At 57.4% G+C, this 16,473-nt stretch carries 14 protein-coding genes; 1 reads left to right on the top strand and 13 read right to left on the bottom strand.

Features of this window, described 5'->3' with window-relative positions:
• Nucleotides 1–146 precede the first annotated feature (146 nt).
• Nucleotides 147–3,758 carry a transporter substrate-binding domain-containing protein gene (locus tag GHO41_RS25080; RefSeq protein ID WP_153434933.1) on the top strand — a complete coding sequence of 1,204 codons (3,612 nt, stop codon included), beginning with the start codon at nucleotides 147–149 and terminating at the stop codon, nucleotides 3,756–3,758.
• A gap of 10 nt (nucleotides 3,759–3,768) precedes the next feature.
• Here GHO41_RS25080 and GHO41_RS25075 read toward each other — a convergent pair whose 3' ends face one another.
• The 13 genes from GHO41_RS25075 to GHO41_RS25015 all read right to left on the bottom strand — a co-directional run bounded on the left by GHO41_RS25075 (nucleotide 3,769) and on the right by GHO41_RS25015 (nucleotide 16,132).
• A complete protein-coding gene (locus tag GHO41_RS25075) occupies nucleotides 3,769–4,644 on the bottom strand; it encodes a hypothetical protein (protein ID WP_153434932.1) in 876 nt (291 codons plus the stop codon).
• Nucleotides 4,645–4,691: 47 nt separating this feature from the next.
• The gene (locus tag GHO41_RS25070) at nucleotides 4,692–5,615 is read right to left on the bottom strand and encodes a hypothetical protein (RefSeq protein ID WP_153434931.1); all 924 of its coding nucleotides are present in this window, start codon (nucleotides 5,613–5,615) and stop codon (nucleotides 4,692–4,694) included.
• Complete coding sequence (locus GHO41_RS25065; protein WP_153434930.1) at nucleotides 5,612–6,145, bottom strand: fimbrial protein; 534 nt, start codon at nucleotides 6,143–6,145, stop codon at nucleotides 5,612–5,614. Before GHO41_RS25065 ends, GHO41_RS25070 begins: the two co-directional genes overlap by 4 nt.
• A gap of 11 nt (nucleotides 6,146–6,156) precedes the next feature.
• On the bottom strand, nucleotides 6,157–6,636 hold the full coding sequence (locus GHO41_RS25060) for a fimbrial protein (protein WP_153434929.1): 480 nt from the start codon (nucleotides 6,634–6,636) through the stop codon (nucleotides 6,157–6,159).
• A gap of 14 nt (nucleotides 6,637–6,650) precedes the next feature.
• On the bottom strand, nucleotides 6,651–7,160 hold the full coding sequence (locus tag GHO41_RS25055; RefSeq protein WP_153434928.1) for a fimbrial protein: 510 nt from the start codon (nucleotides 7,158–7,160) through the stop codon (nucleotides 6,651–6,653).
• Entirely contained in the window at nucleotides 7,153–7,734 is a 582-nt protein-coding gene (locus tag GHO41_RS25050; RefSeq protein ID WP_371929030.1) for a fimbrial protein, read from the bottom strand. The genes GHO41_RS25055 and GHO41_RS25050 overlap by 8 nt, the downstream gene beginning before the upstream one ends.
• Nucleotides 7,735–7,738: 4 nt before the next feature.
• On the bottom strand, nucleotides 7,739–8,500 hold the full coding sequence (locus GHO41_RS25045) for a fimbria/pilus periplasmic chaperone (RefSeq protein ID WP_153434927.1): 762 nt from the start codon (nucleotides 8,498–8,500) through the stop codon (nucleotides 7,739–7,741).
• On the bottom strand, nucleotides 8,497–11,031 hold the full coding sequence (locus GHO41_RS25040) for an outer membrane usher protein (protein ID WP_153434934.1): 2,535 nt from the start codon (nucleotides 11,029–11,031) through the stop codon (nucleotides 8,497–8,499). The genes GHO41_RS25045 and GHO41_RS25040 overlap by 4 nt, the downstream gene beginning before the upstream one ends.
• A gap of 19 nt (nucleotides 11,032–11,050) precedes the next feature.
• Nucleotides 11,051–11,479, bottom strand: a complete 429-nt coding sequence (locus GHO41_RS25035) for a fimbrial protein (protein ID WP_305977943.1) — start codon at nucleotides 11,477–11,479, stop codon at nucleotides 11,051–11,053.
• A gap of 190 nt (nucleotides 11,480–11,669) precedes the next feature.
• Nucleotides 11,670–12,200: a fimbrial protein gene (locus GHO41_RS25030; RefSeq protein WP_082148639.1), complete on the bottom strand. Its 531-nt coding sequence runs from the start codon at nucleotides 12,198–12,200 to the stop codon at nucleotides 11,670–11,672.
• Between the two features lie 366 nt (nucleotides 12,201–12,566).
• On the bottom strand, nucleotides 12,567–14,870 hold the full coding sequence (locus GHO41_RS25025) for a PqiB family protein (RefSeq protein ID WP_153434926.1): 2,304 nt from the start codon (nucleotides 14,868–14,870) through the stop codon (nucleotides 12,567–12,569).
• A complete protein-coding gene (locus GHO41_RS25020; RefSeq protein ID WP_153434925.1) occupies nucleotides 14,863–15,486 on the bottom strand; it encodes a paraquat-inducible protein A in 624 nt (207 codons plus the stop codon). The genes GHO41_RS25025 and GHO41_RS25020 overlap by 8 nt, the downstream gene beginning before the upstream one ends.
• Nucleotides 15,473–16,132, bottom strand: a complete 660-nt coding sequence (locus GHO41_RS25015) for a paraquat-inducible protein A (protein ID WP_153434924.1) — start codon at nucleotides 16,130–16,132, stop codon at nucleotides 15,473–15,475. The genes GHO41_RS25020 and GHO41_RS25015 overlap by 14 nt, the downstream gene beginning before the upstream one ends.
• Between the last annotated feature and the right edge of the window lie 341 nt (nucleotides 16,133–16,473).

Here is a 16,473-nt window from a genome sequence, read left to right as displayed (position 1 = left end):
GGTACTCAGGTGGTTGTATTGGGTAGACATGGCAACACCTTACATGAGGTGTTGCACTTGCTCCTTGAGACCGCCCTCTTACAAAAACTCAATATCAAGTCAGTGGTGTATCTGGCTGAATTTGCCAAACGCAATAACTTAATCGAATGAAGCATGCCGTCTGGTTATTGACGCTAAGCCTGACAACAGCAAGCCATGCTGACCCGATGCCTCTGCAGTTGCTGGCGCGATCACAGGCCGATGTGCCTGCACTTAAGCTCGGTGAGGGCGACACACAATGGCTGAGCGCCAAACAGTCGCTGATTCTGGGCACGTCGGTACCGGACAATGGCCCCTTCGATATATCTTCAGGCAGCGATTACTTTGAAGGTTTGACCGCCGATTATGCCGGGCTGCTCGCCCAGGCACTGAACCTTGAGATCAAGGTCAGGCGGTATGACTCCAGGGCGCAGGCTATCGAGGCGTTGAAAAATGATCAGATCGATCTGCTCGGCACCGCCAATGCCTTTGAAAGTGCCGATGACCAATTGGCACTCTCGTCGGCCTATGCCCTCGACACCCCCGTGCTGGTCTCACGTACCGGCGACAGCAAAGGCAGCATCCCGCTGCCGCCCGGTCTGCGCATGGCCATGTTTTATCACTACCAGCCTGTCGCAGCGGTCAAGGCCCAGTATCCGGATGTGCAGTTAGAGCTGTATGCATCGCCCCTTGCAGCCCTCGGCGCCGTGGCGTTTGGCCAGGCCGACCTGTATCTGGGTGATGCCATCAGTGCCCACTACCTGATTACCAAAAACTATCCGAATAACGTGTACATCCGGGACGTGGCCCTCCTTGAAGAGCAGTTTTTTTCATTTGCGGTGCATCACCCTAACCCACGCTTGCTACGCCTGATCAATTCGGCGTTGGCGGCCATTCCTCCCGCCCACAACAACGCCATCCTGCATCGCTGGGGCGTTAGCGCAATGAGCATCGAGCGGCGTGGGCCGTTGCAACTCACCCCGTCTGAACAACGCTGGATCGAGGCTCATCCGCGTTTGAAGGTGGCCGTTTCTGAAGACTTCCTGCCGTTTACCTTTTTTAACGACCAAGGGGTTTTTAGTGGTCTGGCGGCTGATTTGCTGGCCAAGATCAGCTTGCGCACCGGGATTCAATTTGACTGGGTGCGCAGCCAGTCCGTACCGGGCCTGATCGAGGATGTAAAGCTGGGGCGAGCCGACCTGATGCCGGCGTTTACCGCCAGCGCCAGCCGCGAACATGTTCTGCGTTTTACCAAGCCGTATATTTCGACGCCCTTTGTGCTGGTGACACGCCTGCTCACGGGCAGCCCGCAAACACTGGACAAACTGGACGGTGAGCGCGTTGCGCTGGTGATCGACAATAACGTCAGCACCTACTTGGCGCAGCACTATCCGGGTGTGCAGTTGGTTGCCGCGCGCAACTCGGCACTCGCCCTGGAAATGGCCAGCAAAGGTGAGGTACAGGGGGCCGTGATCAATCTGGTCAGCGCGCGTTATTTGCTCCAGCAGCACTACGCCAGGCAGTTAAAAATCAGCAGCACCGTGGGCATTGTCCCCGCCCAGTTTTCATTGGCCGTGAATGCGCAAGCCACCACACTGCACGCCATTCTCGACAAGGCACTGGCCAGTATTTCGCCCGAAGAGATGAACACCCTGACCGCCCGCTGGCACAGCGCCGTGGTGCTCGATAACCGTTTTTGGGCACGTCACCACTCGGCGATCATGCGGGTCTCGGCGGTGGCAGTCGGAGTGTTGCTGCTGGGTATCGTGTGGATCTCTTACTTGCGCCGGGTGCTGCGCAAACGCGATCAGGCCGAGCGCGCACTGAGCGATCAACTGGCGTTCATGCGTACGCTGATTGACGGTACGCCCCACCCCATTTACGTGCGCGATCGTCAGGGCCGGCTGCTGATTTGTAACGAAGGTTACCTGGATACGTTTGGCGCCGAACGCGAGTCCATTGTGGGCAAAACCCTGCTTGAGCATTCGCTGACGTCGATGCGCCAACACAAGGCCTATCACAGCGACTACATGCGCGTAATGAAAGAAGGCCGCCCACTGGTTCGCGATCACCAACTGGAATTGCCCAACACTCAGGTGCTGACCATTTACCACTGGATCCTGCCTTATCGAGGCAGCGATAACGAGGTGCTTGGCATCATTGGCGGCTGGATTGATATCAGCGAGCGCCAGCAGTTGGTCGAACAGTTGCAGGAAGCCAAACAGCTGGCCGAACAGGCCAATGTGGCCAAAAGTGATTTTCTGACCACCATGAGCCATGAGATCCGTACGCCCATGAACGCGGTGATCGGCATGCTCGAACTGGCGATGAAAAAGGCCGAACAGGGACTTGCCGACAACGACAGCCTGGAAGTTGCCTCGCAAGCCGCACAGGGTTTATTGGAGCTGATTGGTGACATTCTGGATATCACCCAGATCGAATCGGGGCGCATGTCGCTCAATCAACAGCGCACTCACTTGATGAAGCTGGTGGAGTCTACGGCCCGGGTGTTTGAAGCCCTGGCGGAGAAAAAAGGCTTGCTGATGAGTTTTGAGCTCGACCCCAGGATCAACACAGAGGTGCTGATTGACCCCCTGCGCTTTCGGCAGGTGCTGTCGAACCTGCTGAGCAATGCGATCAAGTTCACCGACAGCGGCCATGTTGGCCTGAGCGTGCGCGCCAAAGGCTCGCGCAACAGCGAGCGGCTGAACGTGTGCGTACAGATCGAGGACACCGGGATCGGTATTTCGGAGCAAGACCAGCAGCGCCTGTTCAGCCCTTTCTCCCAGGTCAGCTCGAAAAACAAGCTGCCGGGTGGCTCCGGCCTGGGGCTGATGATCAGTCGTCAGTTGTGCGAAATGATGGGCGGTACGCTGCAGTTGCACAGCACGTTGGGTAAAGGCACGCGCATTAGCTTGGAGTTCGACATGGTGACTCTGCTTGCGGTCTCGCCCGTGATCGCCCCGCACGAACCACCCGCGCCCCCGCAACGCGCCTTGAACGTGCTGGTGGTGGATGATTACCCCCCTAATCGAAGGCTGTTGACGCAACAACTCGGTTACCTGGGGCACATGGCGCAAGAAGCCGGCGAAGGTGCCCAAGCCTTGAAGGCCTGGAGGGCCCAGCGTTTTGACCTGATCATGACCGACTGCGCCATGCCGGTGATGGATGGCTACGAACTGGCCCGCACCATCCGTGCCGAAGAAGCCGCCAACGGCGCCCCGGCGGTGTTGATTGTCGGGTTTACCGCCAATGCCCAAACCGGCGAAGTCGAGCGCTGCATGGCCGCCGGAATGAATGATTGCCTGTTCAAACCCATCAGCCTGCAACACCTTGAGGCGCGACTGGCCTCGGCCGATCTGGAGCCGATCAACCTGCAAGTCACTGGCGAGGCCGTGGGGTCGGAACGTGAGATTGATCTCGACGCGCTGGAGCGCCTGACCCACGGCGATGCCGACGCCCTCAAGCACTTGATCGAACCGCTGATCAACAGCATGGAAGAGGACATGACCGCGCTGCTGCAAGCGTTCACCAAGCATGACTTGCCGGGCATGAGTGCGGTGGCGCACAAGGTCAAAAGTGGCGCCCGAATGATCAAGGCCCGGCATCTGTTGCAATGCTGTGAAGACCTTGAAAAAGCCTGCCTGCTCGCCAACTGGTCGCAGGTGGCTGAACGGGTGGATGATCTGTATGAAGCCATGGCCCAGATATTGGAAATGATTGAGGTGTACCGGGTGTGAGCCGGGTGGCTCACATAAAACTTTGAATCAGTACCACCGTCTTTGCAAACACGCCAGCCCGGGCGCCCCGGTCTGTCAGGGTTGAGGCGATTCGCAAGAACGAAGTCCCGCCGGGCAAGGTGATTAACTGGCCGGCAGGGACACCATTGACGGTGATCGTACTGTTGATGCCGTTGCCTAGATCAACCGGGTTACCCACAGACACGCGGTAACGCACAGAGGCATTGCGAGAGCAGTTGACTTGCCGGGTCAGTTCTTTACGGGAGCCGGTAATTTCTCCTAACTTCAAGACCCCGTGATCAAGGTTGACGTCGCCACCGTAGACGTCGCAGCGGTTGGGAGGAATGGGCGGCGTGGCACACGAGTCGGTGCCCGGCACAATAGTGGGTGCACCTGGCGCCGTGCCATTGTATGCCGCCCAGGCTGCGCAAATTTGCGTGGTCCAGCCAGGTTCGACGGAATAGGCATAACCCGCGTACCGATAGATGCTGCTGCCGAACCTGGCTTGCCATGCCGTGATGGCCTGATCCCAGGAGACACCCGACGTAATCGCCACGTTAGTATCGACCGATGCCCAGCAGTCAATGTTCCAGGACGTACAGCCCATCGGCGTGATGGTGCGTAGCCCGTTGAAGAGTTGGCTGTAAGAGACCGGGCCGAACCGGCAATTGGTACCTCTGCTGCACAAGGCAGAACCTGGATAACGATGAGGATTGCCGTCGTTATAGGCACCGGCACTGCCCGATGCCACCAGCGTTGTGGCCGGAGCGCCCGGCATTTGGCGGGCATCGGCGTTGATCGCGTTGACCAGGTTCCAGGCATTGGCCGCAGGCGCTGTAAAGATCAGCACTGCCACTGGCAACGCTGCGCGAAGATAGTTGTTCATCACATCACCTGTGCAGTTAAGTTGAGTGGCGCCAGCCACCACCGGCCTTACAAAAGATATTGAATAAGTACTACCGTTTTGGAGAAAGAGCCGGCCACCGCGCCTTGGTCAGTCAAGGTTGAGGTGATTTTAAAGTTGGAGGTACCGCCCGGGAATCGGGTGACCAAACCTACATTGACACCGTTGATCGAGAGCGTGCTCAGGATGCCGTTGCCCAGATTTATCGGGTTGCCCGCAGCGACGGTGTACATCACGTCGGCCGTGCGGGTACAGGTAATCTGGCGCGTGATTTCTACTGTTTTACCGGTAATTTCACCGACCTTCAGCGTGCCGTGATCGAGAATCACAGGACCGCCCCCCACGTTGCACTGGTTAGGCGGAATCGGTGGCGGGCCGCAGGTGTCAGCGCCGGGCAGCAAGTAGAAATCACCTGGGATTGAATAGGTCGCCCAAGAGGTACACATGCGCAGGGTGTTATTTCTCGAATAGGTGTAGGCGTTATAACGGCTTATTGAGTTACCGTGACGCGCCCGCCAGGTACTGATTGCCTGGTCCCAGGTCATGCCATTGTGCACGCTCACCGACGTATCGGCTCCGTATCGACAATTGGCTGGAGGGTTCTCGACGCAGTTCATGACGATATTGAAACGAAAGCTACTGGTTTGATACGGGCTGGCCACCGGTCCAAAATTGCAGCCATTGCCCCCACGGCAAATCACTTTGCCGGGGTACTGGTTAGGAATGCCGTTGTCCGCGGCCGTCGCAGACCCGGAAACCACCACCATTCCGCTGGGCGATGTGATGGGTGAAGGACGGGGGTCGTTGTTGGCTTGGGTGCTTAACAAAAATGCACTGGCCGCAGGCATCACGGCCCATAGGGCCAGCGCCAGTAACGGACGAAAAAAAGAGACGCAGAAGGTCATGTTTGCCTCTGGAGCAATGCATAAAGTTTGATTTGAAATCTTCTTCACGGGTACGCCAGCGTGAACGTTGAGTTCGCCACGAAGCGGCCTTTTCGGATTGACTCATTGGCAATTGCCTTGGGCTCGCCCCGCACATAGGCCTTGAGTGCAATGACATTGTCGCCATCGTTCAAAGCCTGTTCGGGGCTGGCCACGTTCAGCGGCAAGGCCTGATCGGTGACCGTTTCAAGGCCGATGGCAATGCCTCGCGCAGCACTGCCGGTGGCCAGCGCCAGCAAGCCCGGCAATTCAACATTTTCAGCACCGCTAAACGTGGCCGTCACCGAGTCGGCAATCTGGGTGTCGCAGTCTTGCAGGTGAATATAAAAAGGCTCACCGGGGGTGCGGGTGTTCTGGTAGAGGCTGAACGTGGAGATATCACTGAACTTCACCGGGATGAGTTCGTCACCCGGGCGAATGGTGCACGCCTGGGCGACCAGCACGCCCTTGAAGCTCAAGTTGTCTGCTGCCTGCACCTGACTGGCCAGCAGGCACGCCGCAATCGTTGAAAACGCGAGGGTTTCAATAACTGATCGCATGGTGTGGCTCCTCACTGGTAGTTCGCCAATAACGTGGCTGACGCGGTAAAGCCACCCGGGGCCAGTGTCGAGCCTGGGCGCTTGACCGGCACGGCCTCAAGCACGGGGGGCGAACTGGGGGTAATCACCAGCGGTGTGTTGAGTGCCATGGGCTTGCCGTTTTGCAGCAGCTTGATGCCGAGGTCGGCTACATTCGATTGCACGGCTGACGGCTCGAAAGAGGTGGCCGTGCCGCGCACGGTGAGGATCATTTCCCAAGGCAAGGTGTCGGCTGAACAGGTGATGGTGTAACTCACCGGTTGGCGATAATGCTCGCCGTCCACTTGGCTGATACCCACTTCTTTGAAGTCCACTTCGATGGTGCTGCCGCCATTGATGGTGCATGGCGGCGGTTCGATCAGCGTCCCATTGAACGCCACATTGGCCGAGGCACTGCTGCACAGGCCCAGGGCGAGCACGGTCAGCACGACGGGCGATTGCCAGAAGGTCATCAGACGTTCCTTTCTCATTGCAGGCCCACCACCAAGGTTGCAACTGCGGTAAATGCGCCGCCGGTCAGGGTGCTGCCAAGACGCTTAACAGGCACCGCTTGCACATCGGGCAAGGTCGGGTAGGTGAATTTAACGGCCGTATTGAGCGGCCAGTCAGCCCCGTCAACGAACAGCTTGATCCCCAGATCAGCCTTGCTGGTGGCCAGCGATTTAGCATCGAAGGCGGCCCCTGTGCCTTTGAGCTCCAGGGTCATGGCATTGGACGACGGGTTGCTGCACGACACTTCATAGGGCACCCCGCGCTGATAATTGATGCCGTCGATGCGGGTGGTCAGCAGGGCATCGCCAAACGGAACGGTAAGCGTTGTTCCGCGGTTGATCTCGCACGCTGGCGGTGCTTGCACGACGCCGCTGATGGTCACATTGACGTCTGCCTGAGCACCCTGGCTGAGCGCCAGTAACAGGCAGCCGCCAATCAGGACGGCAGGTAAGCCGGGGCTGGGCATGGAGGTGTCCTTAGTCATAGTTGAGCCTGAAATCCACGACGGCACGGAAGGCGCCGTTGGTCAGGGGGGCCGGCGTGCGGGTGGCCTGGACGTACCAGGTCACGGTGTCGCGCCCGTGCACCAAAAATAAGGGCTGGCCCCATGTGCCCAGACGCACGTCGCGACCCAGGGCATCGGTGAGGCGCAGCCCCATCCCGGTAACGCCCTGTACTTTGACCAGACGCGGGTCATCAGAATCGGCCGGTGCCAGAAAAGCTACCGAGACAATCGGTTCATAAGGGCTCCAGACCAGACGGCCGGTGCGCTCGTTGGGCAGCCCACCGGCGATGCGCCGACAGTCCAGAAAGCGCAACTGGAAAGCCACGGGCTGGCCCATGTCGCCGGGTTTTGACAAGTCGGCGCGTGAGACATTGTTGAGTTCCACGGTCTGGTAGGCCGAGGACATTTCCAGCAGACAAGGGGCATGGTTGAGCGAGCCGCTGATGTCCAGCAAGCCCTCGCCATCCATAATGGGCTCATCTTCGGCCCGGCACAGGTTGGCCGACAACGCCACTATCAGGCTGGTCAGCGCCACCCCTCGAGCCAGGAACATGACGCTATTCATGGCGTGAAGAAGCCTTGGGGTCGACGCTGCATTCATTGCCGGCACAGGTGAAGGCCAGTGTCGGGCGACCGCCGTAGTCATTGATGTAAGTCAGGTACGGCGTGGAGCCCAGCGCAGCCACACTCGGCCCAAGGGTCAGGGCACCTTTGGGCGGGACCATCAGCGGCTCAAAGTTCGCCGCGGTGGTACCGTCTTTACTGTTGCGTGCATCCACCAGCGTCACGTAGTACGGCGTTGGGTTATTGACCTGGTAATGATCACCCTGACGGGTCAGGGTCAGTTTCTCTTGCCAGGGATTGGACTGTTGCTGCTGGGTCGGCATGATCGACGCCGGGCGGTAAAACAGTTTGATGCGCGTCTGCAACGCAATTTGCAAGGTGTTGGTTTTGTCGCTGCGCGGCGGAATTTCGCGCAGGTTGAAGTAATAAACACTCTCGCGGTCCTGGGGCAATAACTTGGCCGCCGGCAGCCCCTGAACCTTGACCTGGCTGTTCTTGCCCGGCTCCAGGCGTTGCACGGGGGGCAATACGGTCAGCGGGGTGCTGATTTTTTTCCCGGATTCGTCTTCGATCCAGCCTTGGGCCAGGTACGGCAGCTCGGTGTTGTTATTGGTGATGTTCATGCTGACGGCGTCTTTGCTGCCGTCAAAAATCACCCGGGTACGGTCCAGGCCGATGGCGGCCTTGCTGTTGTTGATCAGGCACATCGCCAACAGGGCCAGTGCAAAAGGGGCAAAGCGGGGATTAAGGTTCATGAGGCTTTTTTCTCCAAAACATCAGGCAAGACTGCCGAGGCGGGTGCGCTGTCAGCCTTGATGGGCTGGCACAGCAGGTTCAGGGTCGAGGCCAGCCCGTCAGCCGGGAGTTCCTCGGGCAAGCTCAGGTTGCAGCGCCCGGTGCTGCCCCAACTGACGGTCATCTGCGAACCGGGCTGAATGCCGCTCAGGTACACGCTGCCTTCGTCGTTGACGATGCCGGTGTCCTGCTGCTTGTCATTTTTGACGCTGGCACCGAACGGCGGGACGCTGCCATCGGGCAGGTGCAGGACCGCCATGGCCTTCTCGCCGGAGATCACTGCCAGGGTGCGATAACCGATGGCGCCTTCGGTAAGAGTCAGCTCGGTGACCGACTGGGTGGCCTCGATGTTGCTTGGCAGGCTTTCCAGGTCAACGCTGGCTGAGGTGCGGTAGAAGCTGCTGATGTCCGAGATCACCGCTTTGCCGAAGCCGTTGCTGCGTGTCGGCGTGCCATAACCGCGTATTGGCACATCCGCCACGCCGCTGGTGTCGACCATCAGGCGAGTGCCGCCCATGCTGGAACTGCGGTGCAGTGCAGCGCCGTCTTTGGTCAGCGTGCCGCCACCTCGAGCAGACACGCTGAGGCTTGAACGGCTGTCTTTTTCGATGCCCGCGCTGAGATCAACATCGGCCCGATCACCGGAGTGACTCAGGAAACCGCTGACCGAAGTGTCGCTTGCCGCCAACTGATAGTTGTTACGCGCATTGATACGGTCGCTGTAGCGCGTTGAATAACTGTTGGTATTCTGGGTTCTGTTGAAACTGCTGGACAGCGAACCCGAACGGCCCAAGGGCACGCTGAAGGTGAGGAACATACCTTTGCTGGTCGGTTCTTGCCGCTGCTGGGTCTGGAACAGGTTAAGCGACATGCTCAGGTTTTTGACCGGCCCCGCATCGAAGTAACGCGACAGCGACAGGTTCCAGCGCTCGCTGTCAGGCCGGTCCCAATAGGATTGATTGCTGTAGTCCAGGTAGACCGACACACCGGCATCGCGAAACTGTTTGTTGAAGGTGGCCGTGTACAGAGACTTGCTCCCTCCGACGTCGCCTTCGTAGTGACGCACATCGAGGTATTCGCTCATGCTCAGGTAATTTTCTTGTGAAAACCGATACCCGGCAAACGAGACTTGGCTGTCGTACTCTTCAAACCGTTTGGAGTAGCTCAAACGATAGGAGGACCCCGTGAAGGTGTCACCGTACAGCGTGGTGCTCGCTCGGGTCGTGTCCAGTGACACCGCACCGAAGGCCATCAAGTCGCGGCCCACACCTATTGAGAGGGCGCGGTAATTGTTGTCGGTGATTGCCCCGCCAAACAGCGACCAGCCGTTGGCCACACCCCAAGAGAATTCGCCGGTACTGAAGACGCTGCCGGCACCGCCCTCTTGCAAGTTCGTCGGCCTGCCCGCTGCCACTTTGAAACGCACGCTGCCAGGACGTGTGAGGTAGGGAATGCTGGCGGACTCAACCTTGAAGGTTTGTACCGAGCCGTCTTGCTCCTCTACCCGTACATCCATCGAGCCACTGACAGCATCGTTGAGGTCCTGGATGCGAAATGGCCCAGCGGCCACCAGCGCTTCGTAGAGCACGCGCCCTTGCTGGCTGATGACCACTTTGGCGTTAGTGCGTGCGACACCCACGACTTCTGGCGCGTAGCCGCGCAAGTTGGGCGGTAATTGGTTGTCGTCAGAATTGAGCGCAACACCGGTAAACCGGAAGCTGTCGAACAGGTCGGAATACAAGTAGTTTTCGCCCACCGACAAGCGCGCCTGCAGGGATGGCAATGCGCGGTAGGCATAGAAGCGGTTCCATTCCATGTGTTGGGTGCGGCTGGTATCTTCGGCATCGACACGCCCTTGCCAATCGGCGCGCACCCGCCAGGCACCGACGTTGGCGCCGAGGGTGCCATTGCCGCTGAGGTTATTTTTAACGCCGTCGTTTTTGTTGCGAATGGATTGGGCGGTGAGGTTGTAATCAAACAACAGGCCCGACACGCCTTCATCCCATCGCGAAGGCGGATCCCAGTTTTGCGCGGTGTATTGCAGGTAGGCCTGGGGCAACGAGATGCGCAGGGTCGAGGTGCTTAGATCGCCAGTGACTTCCATACCGGGCAAACTGCGAATGTTCAGGCACTCATTGTTATGCCACCAGGTGAGTTCGGCGTCCTTGCCCTCTTTGAGCCCCAGTAGCGCAACCAGCTCGGGCGACAGGCAGGCTTCGCTGCCTTTGGGGTCATCCTCGGGAGAGATAAACGCGATGCGCTGCTCGCCCAGGCTCTGGGCGTTGATCTGCACGTTCATCGGATAAACACCGGGCAGGATGAAGCCGCTGCGCGAGAATTGCGACAGGTCGATATTGGAACGGTCGTTCAGGTCAAGAATGTCGGTATTGAACTGGATATCGCCGGCCGCGATTGCGCTGCCTGCCACGACCATCAGCCCGCTCATGACACACGGAGGCCATGCAGCTTTTATCGTTGAGGTTTTGAGCATGGAAAACAGACCAACCATGTCAGTAGTACTCCAACCTGAAACGCACCGCAGCACGGTGACTGCCTACAGACAGAGGCTGGTTGTTGCCAACCAATTTGAGGGTGTAATGCAGCACTTGGTCCCTCACGCTCGAAAGCGGGATCATCGTCATGGGCACCCCGGGAAGGCTTTCGCGGCCTTCGGCATCAGTGATGTGAAAGGCCACACCTTGTGAAGAGCCATTGGCGGCGAAGGAAAGGCCTTGACGGTCTGATACGCCGTCAAAGGTCACGCGTATGTGTTGCCAGTCGGGCAACTTTTCACCGGGACGATCCGGGTCATTACGGGTGAGTGAGCAATTAATTAAACGCAAGGTAAACGAATGCGGGTCGCCCTCACCCAGCCGAATAAGTCGGCCAATAGGCATGGGGTCCATTTCAATTACTTGATAAGCGCTGCTGGTATCCATGGCGCAGGCCGCGTCAAGAATCTCACCGCCGAGTGTAACAACCCCATTTTGTTGGCCAGCCGCTACAACGTTATTAAAGGGCACTATTAACAGTGCGAACGAAGAAGTAATAGTTAACTGCGTTATTACATTCACGAGCAGGTTCTCATTTTCAAGTTACCCTGCCACCTCGCGGTGGCAGGGCAATGACTTACTGGTAAGCCAATGAGAAGTTGGTAATGGCGGTGAATTCACCTGGTATGACCGCATCTGCGGCGGTAGCGCCTTTGAGGAATGCGCCAAATTGCAAGGTATTATTGCCATCTTGGATGGGTTGAGATGCCGTTGGAGTACCCAATTTGATGTCTGCACCAGACGAATCGCGCATGACGATGCCTGCACCAGAAGCCGTGCCTACAATACCCAATGCCCCAGGAACGTCTTTCGATATGCCACCGGTAAAGGTGGTGCTGACGCCTTTAAGGGTCGCGGTATCGCAACCCACCAGCTTGATTTCGAACGGTTCAGGCCGGCTCGAGCCACCCGCTTCCAATTGCGACTTGGCAACTTGGCCAAGGCCTACAGTCTGATCAACACTTTCAGGCGCGATAGAGCAAGCAGCTTCAATAATCGAACCTTCGAAAGTAACTGTTCCTTGACCGGCACCTGCCGCTTGTACCATCGAAGCAGACCCCGCCAACATGAACATGGAGACCAAAGCAGATTTCATTACGAACTTCATTTTTTTAATTTCCTTTAGATGATTAAGTTTCGGAGCCACCTATTAAATTAAACTTGTTGTCAGGCACGGTACCGCATACCTTTCAATCAAGAAGTTCATCCGTGAGTTATTTAAACAGTTCTACTCCAATGTTTTGCCGCATTAAAGTTGACCACGCCCCTATTAGTTATCCCCTTAAATAGTGAACCTGGCCCAAACGACGAAACTGGGAAGAAGTTAACGTGCCCAAGGCAAATTCAACGTAGGAATTCTCTGAAGTTTTTGAAAAAGTCGGCGTGGCGATGAGTATGGTTTTGGCTGGGGGAGAATACGCAGACGAAAAAAAACCGCGATCAGTGATCGCGGTTTTAATGGGCATGTTGCGGGTTATTTAGCCAACGGGATCTTCGGTGCCCATTGCAGCCATTCCTCTTCGAACTTGTCGAAGAGCGGGAAGGTTTGTTGTGGCCGAGCCGGGTTGCCCATTTTGTCGCCGTCTGGTGTGGCGAAGGCTATGCCGCCTTGAACCAGGGTTTCAAGGGACTCGGTACGAATCGTCGCGCCTTTGAACAAACCAAAGTCGACACCGAAGCCGCTGGTGTTCCAGAAGCGGCTGCCACTGCGCACCAATGGCGCATAACGCGGCTCGATCAGGATATGCACCAAGACTCGGTCAGCGGTGTTGCCCAATTCGTACCCGGTAACTTTGCCCACGGTGACTTCACGATAGGTGACAGGCACCCCCTCTTTGAGCGACCCCCGACGTGCTGCACTCAAGACCAGGCGCAGCCCTGCTTCAGGTATTGCGGCGTCGGGCGCTTGCTCCAGAGCAACGAAGTCACTTTGTAGCCCGCGGCCTTTGGGAGCTGGTTGTACTTCGAGGTACTGGCCTGTCACCAAGGTTTGGAGGTTGGCGGTTTTCATCAGGCCCAGTTCGGGTTTGACCACCCAAAATTGCGTGCCTGCCCGCGCAATGCGCTCTGGCACTTCGGTGATACGCGCTTGCAGCAGCACAGATTGCAGGTCATCACTGAGGTCGACGCTTTCGATCTTGCCGACTGTCAAACCTTTGAAGCGGATGGGTGACCCGCTGCTCAAGCCGTCGGCACTCGCCACTTTGATAGTGATCGGCACGCCTTGCTCCATCGCCGCGTCACGATCGCTGAAGAGGCGGAAACGCGGAATGCGCTTTTGCAAAGGCGCCGTGGCTTTCGGGGTTTCGAACGCGATGCCGCCTGCCATCAAGCTTTGCAGGGACTCACTTTTAACCTGGATGCCGCTGGTCAGGCCGCCGGTGAGAGTCACGCCGCTGGCGTTCCAAAAGCGGGTTGAAGCGTTGACCAGGCCTTCGTATTCCTTCTCGATGTGCACGCCAATGATCAGCTGCTTTTTAGTGCGGGAAAACTGGTAGCTCTGGACCGAACCGACTTTGACCTGTTTGTAGAGCACCGGGCTGCCGACATCCAGTGAACCCAGATTGTCGGTGAAGAGCACCATGTGCAGGCCGGGTGAGCGCAGGTCCAGAGGCGGCGCTTTGGGGCGGGCCACAAACTCGCGCTCGGGCTTGCTGCCTTTGTCACCCGGGCGAATGGCGATGTAGTTACCTTTAACCAGCGCTTCGAGCCCGGTAATACCGGCCAGTGAGATGGAAGGTTTGACCACCCAGAATTGGGTGCCTTCTACCAGATAGTCTTCGGCCAGGGGATCAAGGGCCAATTCGGCGCTGGCGCTGCTAAGGTCGGGGTCTACTTTCAAGGCTTTGAGGCTACCCACCTGAATGCCTTTGTACATGACAGGCGTGCGCCCTGCTTGCAGCCCTTCGAAGTCGCTGAGTTTGACTTTGACCTTGATGCCCGCCTGGGCAGCATCGAAGTCTTCATATAAGCGGAACGGCAGGTTGGGATCGGTTGGCGGGCTGTCTTTGCGATTCTCCGGGGTGGCGAAGGCGATACCGCCGGCGACGATGCTGGCCAGCGATTCGCTGCGTACTTTTACCCCTGACAGGTTAGCGTCGATGCTGATGCCGCTGGCGTTCCAGAAGCGCGTGTGTTTGCGCACCAGATTCGCGTAGGTCGGCTCAATAAAGACTTTGATCTCGACGGTGTTGTGGTCTTCGGACAATACGTAGCTTTTAACCTGACCAACCTGGATTTGTTTGTAGAACACCGGGCTGCCACGATTCAGCGACCCCAGTCGTTCAGCCTTGAGTGTCAGGTGCAAGCCTGGCTTGGCGTCGGACAGCGGCGGTTCTTGTGACAGCGCTTTAAACTTGCGTGTGGGCTCTCCATCACCCGGGCTGACCGCAATGTAGTTGCCGGAGACCAGGGTTTCGAGGCCGGTAATACCCGCCAGAGAAACGCTGGGTTTAACCAACCAGAAGCGGGTGTTGGTTTTGAGGTATTGCTCAACGTCCTTGTCCATCTCGATGGTGGCGATGACCCCCTTGCTTGGGCCACTCTCATCCAGTGCCAAGGTTTTGACCTTGCCTACGGGCATGCCTTTGTAGACCACCTCGGTCTTGTTGGCGACGATGCCTTCACCACTTTCGAAGCGCACCTGAATATCGATGCCCGTCTCGCTGTAGGCTTTCCAGCCCAGCCAGCCACCGATGATCAGGGCAATAAGCGGGAGAATCCAGATGGCCGACCAATTGGACGCCGGACGGGTTTTAGCAGTAGGTAAATCACTCATGGTCGTCATCCGACTCCGTGTTATCCCAAATAAGTCGGGGATCAAAAGTTACAGCTGCAAGCATGGTGAGGATCACGACGCTGGCGAAGGCGACAGCGCCGAGATTAGCCTCAATGCTGGCGATACGTCCAAAGTTCACCACCGCCACCAGAATGGCGATGACGAAAATATCGAGCATCGACCAGCGGCCAATAAACTCGATAAATCGGTACATGATGATACGTTGCCGGGCAGACAAGGGCTGGTGGCGCTGTACCGAGAACAGCAGCAAAGCAATGCCGACCAGCTTGAAGGTGGGCACCAAAATACTGGCCACGAACACGACTGCGGCAATGGGTATCATCCCGTGCTGCACCAGTTCGATTACCCCGGACATGATCGTACTGGGGCTGCCTTGGCCCAGCGTATTGATGGTCATGATAGGCAACAAATTCGCCGGGATGTACAGAATGGCGGAGGTCAGCAACAGGGCCCAGGTGCGCAGCAAGCTGTTCGGACGACGAGCGTGCACCAAAGCGCCACAGCGGGTGCAAATTTGCTCATCAACGTCTTTGTCTTGCCGATTTAATTCGTGGCACTCGGTGCAAATCAGGATGCCAGCATCAATCGCACGCATGCGTATCCTCCCCTGAAAGCGCCTGCCAGATCTGGTGAGGTGACATGACGACCTCCAGCCAGACTTGAACCAGCAACAGGCTGACGAAGCAGGTGAGTCCCAGCCCCAGACTCAGCTCGGCCAGGTCGACCAACTTCACAATGGCCACCAGCACGCCCATCAGGTACACCTCAAGCATGCCCCAGTCTTTCAAGTGGTGATAAATCCTGTAGATGAGCAAGCCGTAAGAGCGGCCAATGTTCAAGCGGATGCTCAGCAGCACTGCCAGCTGGCACAGCAATTTGAGTAACGGAATCCCCATGCTGCACAAAAACACCACGACGGCGATGCCTTGCATGCCTGTGTCGAAGAGGCCGACAACGCCACTCCAAACGGTATCTTGAGAAGCCTGGCCCAACAGATTGAGTTCCATGATGGGCAAAAAGTTCGCAGGGACATACAGCAGCAAGGCGGCAATGACGAGAGCGAGGCTACGCTCGACCACATTGTGACGATGGGTATAAAGCTCATAACCGCAACGCGGGCATTGGGCTTTTTCACCAAGCGCGAGATGCGGTTTACGCATCAGAAGATCGCACTCATGGCAGGCCACTAACTCGTCCAGCGGTAAATCTGACACCCTGCTGGCGTCAGCTGGATCTGGCATATAAGGCGTCTCTGTCTTAGAAATGACTGCACCTATTCTAATGTGCGAAGTCCTAAAGAAGTTTGCCTATTTGTAGGACTTTAGATGCAAGGGGGTGAAGTGAGCTGTGAGCTGTGAGCTGTGAGCTGTGAGCTGCAAGAGCGTGGGGCCCTGGGTGGGGGGGTGTTCAGTTCTAGTTGGGGTTTCGCTGGATTTATCGATTGTTTGTTGCGGGGCGATGTTCAGTGTTTTTTCAAGCACAAAAACAAAATCCCCGTCTGCGTGAGCAGACAGGGATTTCGGAATTTAATCTTGACGATGACCTACTCTCACATGGGGAAACCCCACACTACCATCGGCGA

Source organism: Pseudomonas sp. FSL R10-0399, assembly GCF_009600165.1.
GTDB classification, from domain to species: domain Bacteria; phylum Pseudomonadota; class Gammaproteobacteria; order Pseudomonadales; family Pseudomonadaceae; genus Aquipseudomonas; species Aquipseudomonas helleri.
Note: the sequence above shows the minus strand (reverse complement) of the source record. Positions and strands in the feature narration are given on the sequence as shown.

Bases quoted from the DNA above. Each gene is read 5' to 3' on its own strand.
- GHO41_RS25080 (WP_153434933.1), top strand. From the start codon at position 147: ATGAAGCATGCCGTCTGGTTATTGACGCTAAGCCTGACAACAGCAAGC.
- GHO41_RS25065 (WP_153434930.1), bottom strand. From the start codon at position 6,145: ATGCGATCAGTTATTGAAACCCTCGCGTTTTCAACGATTGCGGCGTGC.
- GHO41_RS25055 (WP_153434928.1), bottom strand. From the start codon at position 7,160: ATGACTAAGGACACCTCCATGCCCAGCCCCGGCTTACCTGCCGTCCTG.
- GHO41_RS25035 (WP_305977943.1), bottom strand. From the start codon at position 11,479: ATGGATACCAGCAGCGCTTATCAAGTAATTGAAATGGACCCCATGCCT.
- GHO41_RS25075 (WP_153434932.1), bottom strand. From the start codon at position 4,644: ATGAACAACTATCTTCGCGCAGCGTTGCCAGTGGCAGTGCTGATCTTT.
- GHO41_RS25060 (WP_153434929.1), bottom strand. From the start codon at position 6,636: ATGACCTTCTGGCAATCGCCCGTCGTGCTGACCGTGCTCGCCCTGGGC.
- GHO41_RS25045 (WP_153434927.1), bottom strand. From the start codon at position 8,500: ATGAACCTTAATCCCCGCTTTGCCCCTTTTGCACTGGCCCTGTTGGCG.
- GHO41_RS25015 (WP_153434924.1), bottom strand. From the start codon at position 16,132: ATGCCAGATCCAGCTGACGCCAGCAGGGTGTCAGATTTACCGCTGGAC.
- GHO41_RS25030 (WP_082148639.1), bottom strand. From the start codon at position 12,200: ATGAAGTTCGTAATGAAATCTGCTTTGGTCTCCATGTTCATGTTGGCG.
- GHO41_RS25025 (WP_153434926.1), bottom strand. From the start codon at position 14,870: ATGAGTGATTTACCTACTGCTAAAACCCGTCCGGCGTCCAATTGGTCG.
- GHO41_RS25040 (WP_153434934.1), bottom strand. From the start codon at position 11,031: ATGCTCAAAACCTCAACGATAAAAGCTGCATGGCCTCCGTGTGTCATG.
- GHO41_RS25050 (WP_371929030.1), bottom strand. From the start codon at position 7,734: ATGTTCCTGGCTCGAGGGGTGGCGCTGACCAGCCTGATAGTGGCGTTG.
- GHO41_RS25020 (WP_153434925.1), bottom strand. From the start codon at position 15,486: ATGCGTGCGATTGATGCTGGCATCCTGATTTGCACCGAGTGCCACGAA.